The organism is Streptomyces sp. NPDC003456, from assembly GCF_042878735.1.
Taxonomy (GTDB): domain Bacteria; phylum Actinomycetota; class Actinomycetes; order Streptomycetales; family Streptomycetaceae; genus Streptomyces.
The window spans coordinates 131,923-145,713 of sequence record NZ_JBIAOK010000005.1 but is presented as its reverse complement, the minus strand read 5'-3'; the positions used below and the strand labels follow the sequence as shown (position 1 = coordinate 145,713).

The following is a 13,791-nucleotide window of genomic DNA, read 5'->3' as shown; positions in this document are numbered from 1 at the left end:
CGCCAACTCCGCATCCGTGTGGTGAGGGCCCCATGCGCGGACTCCCGGCAGGGCCCGCGGGCTCACTTCTCGAACCGGTACCCCATCCCCGGCTCCGTGATGAAGTGCTTCGGGTGGGAGGGGTCGGCCTCCAGCTTGCGCCGCAGTTGCGCCATGTACACGCGCAGGTAGTTGGTCTCCGTCCCGTACGACGGCCCCCACACCTCCCGCAGCAGCTGCTTCTGCCCGACCAGGCGGCCGCTGTGGCGCACGAGCACCTCCAGCAGGTGCCACTCCGTGGGCGTCAACCGTACGTCCCTGCCCGCCCGGTTGACCTTCTTCGCGGCCAGGTCGACGGTGAACTCGCCGGTGTCCACGAGCACGTCGTCCTCCCCGCCGGGGGCCGGCTCGGCCCGGCGCACGGCGGCCCGCAGCCGGGCCAGCAGCTCGTCCATCCCGAACGGCTTGGTGACGTAGTCGTCGGCGCCCGCGTCGAGGGCCTGCACCTTCTCGTCGGAGGAGTGCCGGGCGGACAGCACCAGGATCGGCACCCGGGTCCAGCCGCGCAGCCCCCGGATGACGTCGACGCCGTCCATGTCCGGCAGTCCGAGGTCGAGGACGACCACGTCGGGGTGGCGTGCGGCGGCGAGCCGGAGGGCGGTGGCACCGTCGTGGGCCGCGTCGACCTCGTAGGTGCGTGCCTTGAGGTTGATCACGAGGGCGCGCACGATCTGCGGCTCGTCGTCGACCACCAGGACGCGGGTCATGAGGCCTGCCTTTCGGAGTCTGCCGCGGGGGAGGCCGCGGGGCCTGCTGCGGGAAGGAGCGAGGGGCGGGAGTGCGCCGCGCGGAGGGTGAGGACCATGGTCAGTCCGCCGCCGGGGGTGTCCTCGGCGTTCAGCGTGCCGCCCATGGCCTCGGCGAAGCCGCGCGCCACCGCCAGGCCGAGTCCCACCCCGGCCCCGCGCGGGGCGTCGCCGTAGCGCTGGAACGGCTCGAAGATCCGGTCCTTGGCCGTGTCGGGCACGCCCGGCCCCCGGTCGACCACCCGCACCTCCACACGGTCGGCGAGCGCGCTGGCGGCGACCAGCACGGGCGTCCCGGGCGGGGCGTACTTGACCGCGTTCTCGACGAGGTTGGCCACGGCCCGTTCCAGCAGCCCGGGGTCGACGGCGACCATGGGCAGCGTCTCCGGGACGTCCAGCTCGGTGCTGCCCTCGGGCACGCCGCCGAGTGCCATCGGCACGACCTCGTCCAGGTCGGCCTCGCGGATGAGCGGGGTGACGGTGCCGGTCTGCAGGCGGGACATGTCGAGCAGGTTGCCGACGAGGTGGTCGAGGCGGTCGGCGCCCTCCTCGATGGCCTCCAGCAGTTCCGCGCGGTCCTCCTCGGACCAGTCGACGTCCTCGGAGCGCAGCGAGGTCACCGCGGCCTTGATCGCGGCCAGCGGGGTGCGCAGATCGTGGCTGACGGCGGCGAGCAGGGCGGTGCGGATGCGGTTGCCCTCGGCGAGCGTGCGGGCCCGGCCGGCCTCCTCCTGGAGCCGGCTGCGGTCCAGGACGACGGCGGCCTGGGCGGCGAAGGCGGCCAGTACCCGGCGGTCCTCGGCGGGCAGGACGCGCCCGGTGAGGGCCAGGGCCATGTGGTCCCCGACCGGCATGTCCACATCGGCCTGGTCGGGCCGCTCGACGGGGCGCCCGCGGCCGACCCGTCCGGCGCAGGTCCACGGCGCGACGTCGCCGGCCCGCTCCAGCAGGGCCGCGGACTCCATCCCGAAGGTCTCCCGGACCCGTTCCAGCAGCTCCTCCAGGCCGGTCTCGCCGCGCAGCACGTTGCCCGCGAGGAACGACAGGATCTCCGACTCCGCCCGCAGCCGGGCCGCCTGGTGGGTGCGGCGGGCGGCGAGGTCGACCACGGAGGCGACCGCCGCCCCGACCGCCACGAAGATCACGATGGCGACGATGTTCTTCGGGTCGGCGATGGTCCACCGGTGCAGGGGCGGTGTGTAGAAGTAGTTGAGCAGCAGGGAGCCCACGGCGGCCGAGGCGAGCGCCGGGAGCAGACCGCCGAGCAGGGCGGCCGCCACGGTCAGCGCGAGGAACAGCAGCATGTCGTTGGCGAGGCCGAGGTCGACGGTGCTGAGCAGGGCCGTGAGGACCGGCGGCCCGGCCACGCCGACGAGCCAGCCCCACAGGCGCCGGGACCGCCCGAGGCGGGCGCCCCGGGCGACGGGCAGCCCGCGGCCCTTGGCGATCTCGCCGTGGGTGACGATGTGCACGTCCAGGTCCGGCCCGGACTCGCGGGCGACGGTCGCGCCGACGCCCGGCCCGAAGACGTACTGCCAGGTCTTGCGGCGCGAGGAGCCCAGCACGATCTGGGTGGCGTTCACCCCGCGGGCGAAGGCGAGCAGCGCGGCCGGTATGTCGTCGCCGACAACGTGGTGGAACGTTCCGCCCAGGTCCTCGACGAGGGTGCGCTGCTGCGCCAGTTCCTTGGGCGAGGCCGAGGTCAGGCCGTCGCTGCGGGCTATGTAGACGGCGAGCACCTCGCCGCCGGCGCCCTTCTCGGCCAGCCGCGCTGCCCGGCGGATCAGGGTCCGGCCCTCGGGGCCGCCGGTCAGGCCGACCACGATCCGCTCGCGCGAACCCCAGATCCGCGACACGCCCTGCTCGCTGCGGTACCGCGTCAGATAGGCGTCGACCCGGTCGGCCACCCACAGCAGCGCCAGTTCGCGCAGCGCGGTGAGGTTGCCGGGGCGGAAGTAGTTCGACAGGGCGGCGTCGACCTTGTCGGGCCGGTAGATGTTGCCGTGGGCCATCCGGCGCCGCAGGGCCTCGGGCGACATGTCGACCAGCTCGATCTGGTCGGCCCGGCGGACGACCTCGTCCGGGACGGTCTCCTGCTGCCGCACCCCGGTGATCGACTCGACCACGTCGCCGAGGGACTCCAGGTGCTGGATGTTGACGGTCGAGACGACGTCGATGCCGGCCGCAAGGAGGTCCTCGACGTCCTGCCAGCGCTTGGCGTGGCGGGAGCCGGGGACGTTGGTGTGGGCGAGTTCGTCCACCAGGGCGACGCGGGGGCGGCGGGCGAGGACCGCGTCGAGGTCCATCTCGGTGAAGACCCCGCCCCGGTACTCCAGCTCCCGGCGCGGCACCTCCTCCAGCCCGTGGAGCATGACCTCGGTGCGGGGGCGGTCGTGGTGCTCGACGAAGGCGACCACGCAGTCGGTGCCCCGCTCCACCCGGCGGTGCGCCTCGGAGAGCATCGCGTACGTCTTGCCGACGCCCGGTGCCGCACCGAGGTAGATACGGAGCTTGCCGCGTGCCATGGCCTCATTGTCTTCCGGTCTGCTGCTTTCGCAGCGTCGACCCTACGACCGCCGGGGGCGGCTCGGCGGTGCCGGGCGCGTCGCCGGGGCGGTCCTTGACGGAACCCTGACGCGCCCGGCCCTTCAGCGGCTCACGCGGGGTTGTCGCCGTGGGTGAGGGTCTCCCAGGCGACGAACAGGTTGTCGGAGCCGGCGGGGCGGTTGCGCAAGGTCAGCGTCCGGGTGTGGGTCATGGCGTTGCCGAGGCGGTGGGCGAGGGCGTTGTACCCGACCTCCGTGACCGGTCCGAGCCCCGGCTTGAGGGAGCCGCCGCACAGCCAGCCCGTGGCGGCGGTGCCGAGTTCGTACCTGGCGTGGAAGCCCAGGCCGTGCCGTAGCCGCTCCCCCACGTCCGTGCCGTAGAGGTCCTGGCCCTGGATGCGGCTGGTCTCGGCGACGTGCGAGATCGCCGCGAGGCCGTAGCCGGTGTGGGTGAAGTCGCGGCAGGTCTCCTGGCTGAGCCCGTCGACGAAGGTCGACTGGCCCTGCCAGTACTTGACGATCTTCTCGCGGGTGTCGAGGTTCTGGCTCGGCACGGTCCTGGGCAGCGCCCCGTCGGACTCCAGGTAGACGTAGGCGGCCGTGCGGGTGCGGAACTTCGCCATGGCCTTGTCGTAGGACGCCTTGTCCTCCAGGAAGACGGAGATGCCGACGGCCGCCTCCATCATCGACAGCTCCCAGTTGCCGTTGGAGTGGGAGCCGTTGATGATCTCCGGCAGGTAAGCGGTGCGGAGCATGGTGGCGAAGCGGCCGGAGTTCGCCCAGGTCCCGGGGTACGTGTGCTTGATGATCTCGGCGGCCCTGGGCCAGGAGGAGCCGGCCCAGCCGGTCTGCAGGGGCGCGTTGCTGCCGGTGTGGTCGCGGATGACGGCCGACCAGGCGTCCATCAGCTCGATGGCCTTGCGGGCGTGCCGTTCGTCGCGGGTGATGTACCAGGCGAGGGCCTGGGTGTAGGCGGCGATCGCGTCCTCGCGCTCGTCCGTGCAGCCGTTGTTCGGGTTGGAGTACGAGCCGCACTCCACGACCGCCCGGGGCTTGGGGGTGCGGTTCAGGTCGGCGTACCTGCTCGCCGTCATCCGGTCGAAGGCGCCCTTCCAGGGCTGGGCGCCGGCATGGACCTGGGACCGGGCGAAGTCCAACTGCCCTGCGGAGACGGTGACTCCGGGGTGGACGAAGGCCGCGGGGGCGGCGGGAGCGGCACCGGCGGGCTGGGCGAGGGCTCCGGCGACGAGGGCGGCCGAGGCGGCGAGGAGAGCGGTTCTGCGCATGTGTGGGAGGCCTTCCGTTCTCGTATGTGAACGTGAAGCGCCTTTATGAACGGGCGCGTTGGTCGGAGACCGTAGGTACAGACCATTGCGCCGTCAAGGTTCCGCGCACGGGAAAGGGCCGCACCCCCTGCGGGATGCGGCCCTGCTGTCACGTGGTCTCAGCGGACCTCGGTGATCTCCGGTCCGCGCTGGAGCTGTCCCATTCCGCCGGCGAAACGGGAGCCCTCCTCCTGCTGCACGCCCTCGGGCACCATCTGGGCGTCGTTCGGCAGTTTGAGGACGATGGGGTCGCGGGGCGCCATCGGACCCTCGCCGCGGACGACGACGGTGTCCCGGAAGATCTGCTCCAGGAGCCCGGCGGCCTGCGGCTGCACCGCGCCCTGCCCCGAGATCACCCCGCGCAGGAACCAGCGGGGGCCGTCCACACCGACGAACCGCACGACCTGGAAGCCGCCGGTGCCGTCCGGCAGCTGCACCGGGACCTGGGCGCGCAGCTCCCAGCCCAGCGGTCCCTCGACCTCGTCGACGATGCCGCCCTGCTGGGTGATGCCGGTGCCGATCTCCTCGCGCACCTCGCCCCAGATGCCCTCGCGCTTGGGCGCGGCGAAGGCCTGCAGCTGGATGGCGCTGTCACGCAGGACGACCGTCGCGGCGACGATCGCGTCCCCGGCGACCTCGACCCTGAGCTCCATGCCGTCGACGCCCGGCACGAACAGACCGCCCAGGTCGACGCGGCCCTCTGCCGGGTCGCGGACCTCGGAGCTGTCCCACGGCCCGTCGGGGCGGGGCGCCGGCTCGAGCCTCAGGCGCTCGCCCTCGCCGTCCGCCTCGGTGTCGACACCGTCGACGACCTGCTCGGCCTCGCCGGCCGCGTCCTCGGCGGCATCCCTCTTCTTGCGACGTCCGAACACGTCACTGTCCTTCCCGGTCGGATACGACCGAAGCGTATCGATTCCCACCCGTCCGACCGCCCACGGCGGCCTGACCGCTTGTGCCGCTCGTCCCGTCCACCGCGGCATGGCCTCCGGTGGACCCGAAGCCCCCCTCGGCGCGCACGGAGCCGGGAAGCTCCGCCACCTCGCGGAAGCGGACCCTCTCGACCTGCTGGACGACCAGTTGGGCGATCCGGTCGAAGCGCTCGAACCGCACGGCCTCGCGCGGGTCGAGATTCACCACGATCACCTTGATCTCCCCACGGTACCCGGCATCCACCGTCCCCGGGGCATTCACCAGGGCGACGCCGCAGCGAGCGGCCAGACCGGATCGCGGGTGCACGAAGGCCGCGTACCCCTCCGGGAGTGCCACAGACACTCCCGTGGGCAGCACGGCCCGCTCCCCCGGTGCCAGCTCGCACGCCTCGGTCGTCCGCAGATCGGCCCCCGCGTCCCCGGGGTGCGCGTACGACGGGAGCGGTACGTCCGGGTCGACGCGCCGGACGAGCAGCTCCACCGGCTCCCGGCTCATGAACGTGGGGCTCACGGACTCGGGGCTCACGGACTCAGGGCTCACGAACTCCGAGCCGGCGGAGTCGCGGCTCACGGGCTCACTGCTCACGGGTTCACCTCGAAGGCGCGGGCGCGCCGGACCTGGTCCGGGTCCTCCATGGCGGCCCGGATCTCCTCGGGACGGCCGTGTTCGACGAAGTGGTCGACCTTGACCTCGATGAAGAGCGCGTCGGCCCGCACGGCCACGGGCCCGTCGGGACCGCCCACGCGCCCGGTCGCGGTCGAGTAGATCTTCCGCCCGGCCACCGCCGTGACCTCGGCCTGCAGGTGCAGCGTGGTCCCGACCGGCACCGGCCGCACGAAGTCGGTCTCCAGCCGGCCGGTCACGGCGATCGTGCGCAGCAGCCAGTTCAGCGAGCCGAGGGTCTCGTCCAGGGCGCTGGTGAGCACGCCGCCGTGCGCCAGGCCGGGAGCGCCCTGGTGGGCGGGCTTCACGGTGAACTCGGCGGTGAGGGAGACGCCTTCGCCGGCCCGGGCCTCCAGGTGCAGTCCGTGGGGCTGGTCGCCCCCGCAGCCGAAACACTGGTCGTAGTGCGCGCCGAGGAGCTCACCGGGCGCCGGGGCGTCCGGGTGGCGCACCGGTGGCACGGCGTCGGCCGGAGGCTGAAGAGCTGCGGAAGTACCACTCACAGCCGCAGACCTTACCCGCGCGTCGGCCGGTTCCCGACACCGTGCCAAGCTTGGCTCCATGCAGCTCTCCGCCGCCCCGTACGAAGAACGCCTGACCGCCCCGCGGACCTGGTGGCTGATCTCGTTCCTCGTGGGGGTCTCCCTGGCCCTGGTCCTGCTCCCGTTCGGCACCCTGCCGATGCTCGGCGGGCTCGCCGGGGGCACCGCGGTCGCGGCCGTCGCCGCCAGTTCGTACGGCTCGGTGCGCATCCGCGTCGTCGGGGACTTCCTGGTCGCGGGCGAGGCGAGGATCCCGGTGACGGCTCTGGGCGAGGCGGAGGTGCTGGACGCCGAGGAGGCCCGCGCCTGGCGCACGCACAAGGCCGACCCGCGCGCCTTCATGCTGCTGCGCGCCTACATCCCGACGGCGCTGCGCGTGCGGGTCACGGACCCGGAGGACCCCACGCCGTACCTGTACCTGTCCACGCGCGAGCCGGAACGCCTGGCCGCGGCCCTCACGGCGGCGAAGGCGCAGTAGCACACCCGCGCGAGCGGTCACCGGCCCGAGGGCCGGCCGGGTGCCGGGGGTGACGGCGGTCGGGCTCCGGCCGCCCGGACGGGCCGCCCGGACGCCGGGTCAGTGGCCGTCGCCGCCTCTGCCGTCCTCCCCGCGGCCCTCGCCGTGCCACGGGGAACGGCGGTTCAGCGGGTCGTGCTCGATCCGGCCCATCTCCAGGGCGTCGGCCGGCCGCTCGAGGGCGGGAAGGGCCTCCAGGGCCTCCCAGGGCACCTGCATCCTGCGCAGGTCGGCACGGATCCGGCCGGCGAGTTTCCTGGTCTCGCTGCGGTTCATCGCGGCGCCCACGGCCGCGCCCACCAGGAAGGGCATCAGGTTCGGCATGTTGCGGACCATCCGCTTCATGATCCGCTGCCGCAGCTCACGCTTCATGCGGCTGTTCAGCGCCGTGCTGACGGTCGACGGCCTCGTGGCGTCGATCCCGCGCTCGCCCGACCACGAGTTGAGGTAGGCGGTGCTGCGCTGCTTGAGGTTGCCGGCCGGCCGGACGCCGTACACCTCGTGGAGTTCCGCGATCAGCTTCAGCTCGATCGCCGCGACGCCGGTGACCTCCGCCGCCAGTTCCGTCGGCATCGCCGGCGGCACGGGCAGCATGGCGGCCGCGCCGATGCCGGCGCCGACCGTCGCCGTCGCCTTGCAGGCCCCTGCCACGAGCTTGTCGGCCAGTTCCTCCGGTCCCAGACCGGGGAACTGCCTGCGCAGGGTCTCCAGGTCCCGCACGGGGACCCGGGGGGCCATCTCGATGATCCGGTCGGCGAGGTAGGACAGCCCCGCCCGGGCCCGGTCGCCGCCCTTGCGGGCGCCTTCCCTGGCCCGCTGCCGGATCGTCCCCGCGCGCCGCCGGGCGACGGGCTCGGGGACGTCCACGGACGCCGGGAGGTCGTCCCGGTCCGCTGCAGGTTCGAGCGAGGCTGCCCCCGTGCCGGTGGCGCCTCGCTCGTCGTCACGCGCGTCGTACCGCGGGCCGCTCTCGGTCGGCCCTTCGTCCGCCCTCCGCTTGGAGAGACGGCGCTTCCAGGGAGGGGTCGAGCCAGTCACGGCCGACCCGCCCTCAGTCGCAGTCGCGGCAGATCGGCTGACCGTTCTTCTCCCGGGCCAGCTGGCTGCGGTGGTGCACCAGGAAGCAGCTCATGCAGGTGAACTCGTCCTGCTGCTTCGGGAGGACCCGGACGGCCAGCTCCTCGTTCGAAAGATCGGCGCCGGGGAGTTCAAGGCCTTCCGCGGCCTCGAACTCGTCGACGTCCACGGCGGAGGCCGACTTGTCGTTCCTCCGAGCCTTCAGCTCTTCGAGGCTGTCCGAGTCGACGTCGTCGTCGGTCTTGCGTGGAGTGTCGTAATCGGTTGCCATGGTCGCTCTCCCCCTCTGGGTGTCTGCGGTGTCTCCAGCGCACGTAACGCGTGAGAGGCCGGACTTGTGCCCGACCTGAGGCGGAGATTTTGCCTCACATCAAGGTCTGTTACTCAATCGACACCCAACCGGACTCCTCACGAGTGATCGGCTTGGATGGCGATGGGGACCGTACACGGTCCGAATGCCGCACTACAAAGGCGTCTCACCCTGTACTTCCCGTGATCACGACCTGCGAAAACCGGGATTTTCCCGGCTTTCCGGCAGGACCCATGATCACGGAGAGTAGATGGCCGGAAAGTCGCCGCTGTGATCGATCACACACCCGACACGCACGGCGATGGTGTGGAAATTCCGCTTAAAGCGAACAACTCCGTGTGTCGCCGAGTGGATCGGCGCCATGATCTCAGACGGGCAGCGTGACCCGCATGACGAGTCCCCCTCCCTCGCGCGGCTGTGCGTAGATGTGCCCGCCGTGCGCCCGGGCCACCGACCGGACGATCGACAGACCCAGTCCCACGCCCTTGTCGCTGCCGGTGCGCTCGGTGCGCAGCCGCCGGAACGGCTCGAAGAGGTTGTCGATCTCGTAGGCCGGCACGACCGGCCCGGTGTTGGAGACGACCAGGACCGCCTGGCCGTGCTGGACGTCCGTGGTGACCTCCACCCAGCCGTCCTCGGGCACGTTGTAGCGCACGGCGTTCTGCACGAGGTTCAGCGCGATGCGCTCCAGCAGCACGCCGTTGCCCTGCACGACCGCGGGCTTCTGCTCCCCGCGGATCCGCACGCCCTTGCTCTCGGCCTCCGCGTGCACCTGGTCGATGGCCTGTCCCGCGACCTCGGCGAGGTCCACCGGACCGCGCTCGACGATCTGGTTGTCGCTGCGGGCGAGCAGCAGCAGCCCCTCCACGAGCTGCTCGCTGCGCTCGTTCGTGGCCAGCAGCGTCTTGCCGAGCTGCTGCAGCTCCGCGGGCGCACCGGGATCGGACAGGTGCACCTCCAGGAGGGTGCGGTTGATCGCCAGGGGCGTTCTCAGCTCGTGCGAGGCGTTGCCGACGAAGCGCTGCTGGGCGGTGAAGGCGCGCTGGAGCCGCTCCAGCATGTCGTCGAAGGTGTCCGCCAGCTCCTTCAGCTCGTCGTCCGGGCCGTCCAGCTCGATCCGGCGGGACAGGTCCGAGCCGGCGACCGCGCGGGCGGTGCGGGTGATGCGCCCGAGCGGCGACAGCACCCGCCCGGCCATGGCGTAGCCGAAGGCGAAGGCGATGACCGCCAGGCCGAGCAGGGCCAGGAGGGAGCGGCTGAGCAGGTTGTCGAGGGCGGCCTGGCGCTGGTCGTCGATGCACCTGCTGATGGCGGCGTTGAACTCGGACAGCGTCGGGCTGGCGGAGTTCACGGCGGGGCAGTTCTCACTGGCCACCTTGATCTCCGTACCACCGACGATCTTGAACAGCGGCTCGTTGCCGGTGTTGAGCGCCTGCGCGGCCAGCAGGTAGATGATCGACAGCAGCAGGATGCCGGCGATCAGGAACATGCCGCCGTACAGCAGCGTGAGCCGTATGCGGATGGTCGGGCGCAGCCACGGGAAGGGGGGCACCGGCCTCCTGGGGTCCCAGGTGGGCTTCGGGGGCGCCTGCGGGGGTGCTGGGGTCGTCGCCACGGGTGATCAGATCCGGTAGCCGGAGCCGGGGACGGTGACGATCACGGGAGGCTCGCCCAGCTTGCGGCGCAGGGTCATGACCGTCACGCGCACGACGTTGGTGAACGGGTCGGTGTTCTCGTCCCAGGCCTTCTCCAGGAGCTGCTCCGCGGAGACGACGGCGCCCTCGCTGCGCATCAGCACCTCCAGCACGGCGAACTCCTTCGGCGCGAGCTGCACCTCCCTGCCGTCGCGGAAGACCTCGCGGCGGTTGGGGTCGAGCTTGATCCCGGCGCGCTCCAGGACGGGCGGCAGGGGCACGCTGGTGCGCCGGCCCAGCGCCCGCACGCGCGCGATGAGCTCGCTGAAGGCGAAGGGCTTGGGCAGGTAGTCGTCCGCCCCGATCTCCAGGCCCTCCACCCGGTCGCTGACGTCGCCGGAGGCGGTCAGCATCAGCACGCGGGTGGGCATGCCCAGCTCCACGATCTTCCGGCAGACGTCGTCTCCGTGCACGAGCGGCAGGTCCCGGTCGAGGACGACCACGTCGTAGTCGTTCACGCCGATGCGCTCCAGGGCGGCCGCACCGTCGTAGACGACGTCGACGGCCATGGCCTCCCGGCGCAGTCCGGTGGCCACCGCATCGGCGAGCAGCTGCTCGTCCTCGACGACGAGTACGCGCACGTCCCTTGTCCTTCCTGATGTCCGCACGCCCGGCGCTGGGCGCGGGCGGGCAGGGGTGTTCGAGGTCTCGGTGTTGCCCTCCATCCTGCCCTTTTCGGTCATAAGTCGGCGGTAAGGCGGGTGGGGCTGCAAGGGCCGGAGGGGAACAGGAAGTTTTCACCGGCGGTTAGGTTTCCTCGGAAGGGAGCTTGGGGAGGACGGCTTTACATCCCACGATCACGCTCTGCTGGCACCGCACCACCATGCGGTGCGGTGCAATCCGCTTCCGCAGGGCGGGGCGTGGGTGTCCGGTACCGTCGCCGTCCGGCCGCGGGGCACCGGGCATCCACATGCGGCGTGATCGTCCCTTCCGACCGGCACACCCCCGTGCCAACGACCCACGACCCAGGACGAGGGGGCGCAGCATGGACGCATTCACCACGGGACTTCTGCAGCGCATAAGGGCGACCGAGACCGATCTGTCCCGGGCTCGGGACGAGGGCGACGAGTTCCTCGTCGACGTGGAACAGGGCGAGCTCGACGACCTGCGCCGCCTCGCCGCCGAGCACGGTGTGGAGGTCAGCGCGACGAGCGTCAGCGCGACGAGCGTCAGCGCGACGAGCGTCTGATCCGAGCGAACGAGAGCGGGCCCCGGCGAATCCAGCGCCGGGGCCCGCTTCGCCGTTCACGGCGGTGTCCCCCTGCGGTCCGCCCTGCCGCCGCGGCGGCGTACGGGCGCCGGACACGGCCTGCGGCGGGCGGGCAGGGGCTCGGCTCAGTCGTGCCAGGCGCCGAAGTCCTCCAGGAGGCGCTGGAGCGGCTCGAAGACACCGGGGGTCCCGGCGACCGTGAGGTCCCCCGACGGGCGCTCTCCGGGGCGGCCACCGGTCAGCGCGCCCGCCTCCCGCGCGATCAGGTCCCCCGCCGCGAGGTCCCAGGGGTGCAGCCCGCGTTCGTAGTAGCCGTCCAGGCGTCCGGCCGCCACGTCGCACAGGTCCACGGCGGCCGAGCCGCCCCGGCGGATGTCGCGCAGCATCGGGATCAGCCGCCGGGCGATCTCGGCCTGGTGGGCGCGGACCGCGGCGACGTAGTTGAAGCCCGTGGAGACCAGTGCCTGGTCCAGGGGCGGTGCGGGGCGGCAGGCCAGCCGGCGCTCGCCGTCCCAGGCACCGGTGGCCCAGGCTCCGCCGCCGCGCACGGCGTGGAACGTCTCACCGCGCATCGGGGCCGCGACGACCCCGACGACCGTCTCCCCGTCCTGCTCGGCGGCCACGGAGACGGCCCAGGTGGGCAGCCCGTACAGGTAGTTGACCGTGCCGTCGAGCGGGTCGATCACCCAGCGGATGCCGCTCGTGCCCTCGCTGGAGGCGCCCTCCTCGCCGAGGACGCCGTCGTCCGGGCGCCGCTCGGCGATCAGGCCGGTGATCAGCTTCTCCGCCGCGATGTCCATCTCCGTCACCACGTCGATGGGGCTGGACTTGGTCGCGGCGACGGCGAGATCGGCGGGCCGGCCGTCCCGCAGCAGGGCGCCGGCGCGGGCGGCCGCCTCCTGGGCGAGTGCCAGCAGATCCGAGTGCAGGGGGTCGGTCACGGGGTTCCTCACGCGTAGGGGCTGTCGGCGCCGGCAGCGGCGGGCTTGGGGGCGCGGGCCGGGCAGCAGCCGACCGGGCAGAGCTGGTGACTGGCCCCCAGCGAGCCCAGCGCACAGGGGGTGACCTGCTGCCCGCGCTCCAGTGCGGCGCGTTCCAGGACCAGGTCGCGCACGGCGGCGGCGAAGCGGGGGTCGGCGCCGACGGTCGCGGAGCGGCGCATCGGCAGGCCCAGTTCCTCGGCCCTGGCCTTGGCCTCGGTGTCGAGGTCGTAGAGGACCTCCATGTGGTCGGAGACGAAGCCGATGGGGGCGATCACCACCGCCGGGACGCCGGCCGCGTGCCGTTCGTCGAGGTGGTCGCAGATGTCCGGCTCCAGCCACGGGATGTGGGGTGCGCCCGAGCGGGACTGGTAGACCAGCTGCCAGGGGTGCTCCACACCGGTGCGCTCGCGCACCGCCTGCGCGATCAGCCTCGCCACTTCCAGGTGCTGGCGTACGTAGGCGCCGCCGTCGCCGTGGCCCTCGACCGGGCCGGAGGTGTCGGCCGAGGCGGTGGGGATGGAGTGCGTGGAGAAGGCCAGGTGGGCGCGGTCGCGCACGTCCTCGGGCAGCTCCTCCAGGGAGCGCAGCACCCCGTCGATCATCGGCTGGAGGAAGCCGGGGTGGTTGAAGTAGTGGCGCAGCTTGTCGACGCGCGGCGGCTCGATGCCCTCGGCCTGCAGGGTGGCGAGGGCGTCGGCGAGGTTCTCGCGGTACTGGCGGCAGCCCGAGTAGGAGGCGTAGGCGCTGGTGGCCAGGACCAGGACGCGGCGGCGGCCGTCGCGGGCCATCTCGCGCAGGGTGTCCGTCAGGTACGGCGCCCAGTTGCGGTTGCCCCAGTAGACGGGCAGGTCCAGGCCGTGCTCGGCGAAGTCCTTGCGCAGGGCGTCCAGCAGGGCGCGGTTCTGGTCGTTGATCGGGCTGACGCCGCCGAACAGGAAGTAGTGCTGCCCGACCTCCTTCAGGCGCTCCTTGGGGATGCCCCGGCCACGGGTCACGTTCTCCAGGAACGGAACCACGTCGTCCGGACCCTCCGGGCCACCGAAGGACAGCAGGAGCAAGGCGTCATAAGGGCTGACATCGCGCGCGTCTGGCATGGGTCCGATCCTGCCACCCGGCACCGACAGCCGGAAAACGACGGGCGGGTCCGCGCGGCCCGCTCGATGCGGAGCGGTCCGTGCCGGTGCGCTTCGGCGCGGCGGGCCGGTGTGG

14 protein-coding genes are annotated in these 13,791 nt (G+C 72.5%); 2 read left to right on the top strand and 12 right to left on the bottom strand.

Annotated features, from left to right (window positions below):
• Nucleotides 1-62: 62 nt before the first annotated feature.
• The 6 genes from ACFYWG_RS21655 to ACFYWG_RS21630 form a co-directional block, all read right to left on the bottom strand.
• Nucleotides 63-746 carry a response regulator gene (locus tag ACFYWG_RS21655; RefSeq protein WP_389202921.1) on the bottom strand — a complete coding sequence of 228 codons (684 nt, stop codon included), beginning with the start codon at nucleotides 744-746 and terminating at the stop codon, nucleotides 63-65.
• Nucleotides 743-3,310, bottom strand: coding sequence for an ATP-binding protein (locus ACFYWG_RS21650; RefSeq protein WP_389202919.1), 2,568 nt, complete (start codon nucleotides 3,308-3,310; stop codon nucleotides 743-745). The genes ACFYWG_RS21655 and ACFYWG_RS21650 overlap by 4 nt, the downstream gene beginning before the upstream one ends.
• Nucleotides 3,311-3,441: 131 nt before the next feature.
• A complete protein-coding gene (locus ACFYWG_RS21645) occupies nucleotides 3,442-4,617 on the bottom strand; it encodes an alginate lyase family protein (RefSeq protein WP_389202917.1) in 1,176 nt (391 codons plus the stop codon).
• A 158-nt stretch (nucleotides 4,618-4,775) separates the two neighbouring features.
• The gene (locus ACFYWG_RS21640; protein WP_383510742.1) at nucleotides 4,776-5,528 is read right to left on the bottom strand and encodes a DUF3710 domain-containing protein; all 753 of its coding nucleotides are present in this window, start codon (nucleotides 5,526-5,528) and stop codon (nucleotides 4,776-4,778) included.
• Between the two features lies 1 nt (nucleotide 5,529).
• Nucleotides 5,530-6,081, bottom strand: a complete 552-nt coding sequence (gene dut, locus ACFYWG_RS21635; RefSeq protein ID WP_376327671.1) for a dUTP diphosphatase — start codon at nucleotides 6,079-6,081, stop codon at nucleotides 5,530-5,532.
• Nucleotides 6,082-6,167: 86 nt separating this feature from the next.
• A complete protein-coding gene (locus tag ACFYWG_RS21630; protein ID WP_383510740.1) occupies nucleotides 6,168-6,752 on the bottom strand; it encodes a PaaI family thioesterase in 585 nt (194 codons plus the stop codon).
• Between the two features lie 58 nt (nucleotides 6,753-6,810).
• On the opposite strand from ACFYWG_RS21630, the gene ACFYWG_RS21625 reads away from it, so the two are divergent.
• Complete coding sequence (locus ACFYWG_RS21625) at nucleotides 6,811-7,269, top strand: DUF3093 domain-containing protein (RefSeq protein ID WP_383510738.1); 459 nt, start codon at nucleotides 6,811-6,813, stop codon at nucleotides 7,267-7,269.
• A gap of 99 nt (nucleotides 7,270-7,368) precedes the next feature.
• On the opposite strand, the gene ACFYWG_RS21620 is transcribed toward ACFYWG_RS21625, so the two are convergent.
• From ACFYWG_RS21620 to ACFYWG_RS21605, 4 genes are all read right to left on the bottom strand, one after another.
• Nucleotides 7,369-8,346, bottom strand: coding sequence for a hypothetical protein (locus ACFYWG_RS21620; protein WP_383510736.1), 978 nt, complete (start codon nucleotides 8,344-8,346; stop codon nucleotides 7,369-7,371).
• 13 nt (nucleotides 8,347-8,359) lie between these two features.
• Nucleotides 8,360-8,656, bottom strand: a complete 297-nt coding sequence (locus ACFYWG_RS21615; RefSeq protein WP_003993510.1) for a DUF4193 domain-containing protein — start codon at nucleotides 8,654-8,656, stop codon at nucleotides 8,360-8,362.
• A 406-nt stretch (nucleotides 8,657-9,062) separates the two neighbouring features.
• Nucleotides 9,063-10,310 (bottom strand): sensor histidine kinase, encoded by a 1,248-nt coding sequence (locus tag ACFYWG_RS21610; RefSeq protein WP_383510734.1) that lies wholly within the window; start codon nucleotides 10,308-10,310, stop codon nucleotides 9,063-9,065.
• 6 nt (nucleotides 10,311-10,316) lie between these two features.
• Nucleotides 10,317-10,970 (bottom strand): response regulator transcription factor, encoded by a 654-nt coding sequence (locus tag ACFYWG_RS21605; RefSeq protein WP_010353034.1) that lies wholly within the window; start codon nucleotides 10,968-10,970, stop codon nucleotides 10,317-10,319.
• 404 nt (nucleotides 10,971-11,374) lie between these two features.
• On the opposite strand from ACFYWG_RS21605, the gene ACFYWG_RS21600 reads away from it, so the two are divergent.
• On the top strand, nucleotides 11,375-11,578 hold the full coding sequence (locus tag ACFYWG_RS21600) for a hypothetical protein (RefSeq protein WP_389202912.1): 204 nt from the start codon (nucleotides 11,375-11,377) through the stop codon (nucleotides 11,576-11,578).
• A gap of 146 nt (nucleotides 11,579-11,724) precedes the next feature.
• On the opposite strand, the gene ACFYWG_RS21595 is transcribed toward ACFYWG_RS21600, so the two are convergent.
• Together ACFYWG_RS21595 and ACFYWG_RS21590 are read right to left on the bottom strand one after the other, a co-directional pair.
• Nucleotides 11,725-12,540: an inositol monophosphatase family protein gene (locus tag ACFYWG_RS21595; protein ID WP_385417787.1), complete on the bottom strand. Its 816-nt coding sequence runs from the start codon at nucleotides 12,538-12,540 to the stop codon at nucleotides 11,725-11,727.
• A gap of 8 nt (nucleotides 12,541-12,548) precedes the next feature.
• On the bottom strand, nucleotides 12,549-13,676 hold the full coding sequence (locus ACFYWG_RS21590) for a ferrochelatase (protein ID WP_389202910.1): 1,128 nt from the start codon (nucleotides 13,674-13,676) through the stop codon (nucleotides 12,549-12,551).
• Between the last annotated feature and the right edge of the window lie 115 nt (nucleotides 13,677-13,791).

Bases quoted from the DNA above. Each gene is read 5' to 3' on its own strand.
- ACFYWG_RS21615 (WP_003993510.1), bottom strand. From the start codon at position 8,656: ATGGCAACCGATTACGACACTCCACGCAAGACCGACGACGACGTCGAC.
- ACFYWG_RS21645 (WP_389202917.1), bottom strand. From the start codon at position 4,617: ATGCGCAGAACCGCTCTCCTCGCCGCCTCGGCCGCCCTCGTCGCCGGA.
- ACFYWG_RS21625 (WP_383510738.1), top strand. From the start codon at position 6,811: ATGCAGCTCTCCGCCGCCCCGTACGAAGAACGCCTGACCGCCCCGCGG.
- dut (WP_376327671.1), bottom strand. From the start codon at position 6,081: ATGAGCCGGGAGCCGGTGGAGCTGCTCGTCCGGCGCGTCGACCCGGAC.
- ACFYWG_RS21600 (WP_389202912.1), top strand. From the start codon at position 11,375: ATGGACGCATTCACCACGGGACTTCTGCAGCGCATAAGGGCGACCGAG.
- ACFYWG_RS21590 (WP_389202910.1), bottom strand. From the start codon at position 13,676: ATGCCAGACGCGCGCGATGTCAGCCCTTATGACGCCTTGCTCCTGCTG.
- ACFYWG_RS21650 (WP_389202919.1), bottom strand. From the start codon at position 3,310: ATGGCACGCGGCAAGCTCCGTATCTACCTCGGTGCGGCACCGGGCGTC.
- ACFYWG_RS21655 (WP_389202921.1), bottom strand. From the start codon at position 746: ATGACCCGCGTCCTGGTGGTCGACGACGAGCCGCAGATCGTGCGCGCC.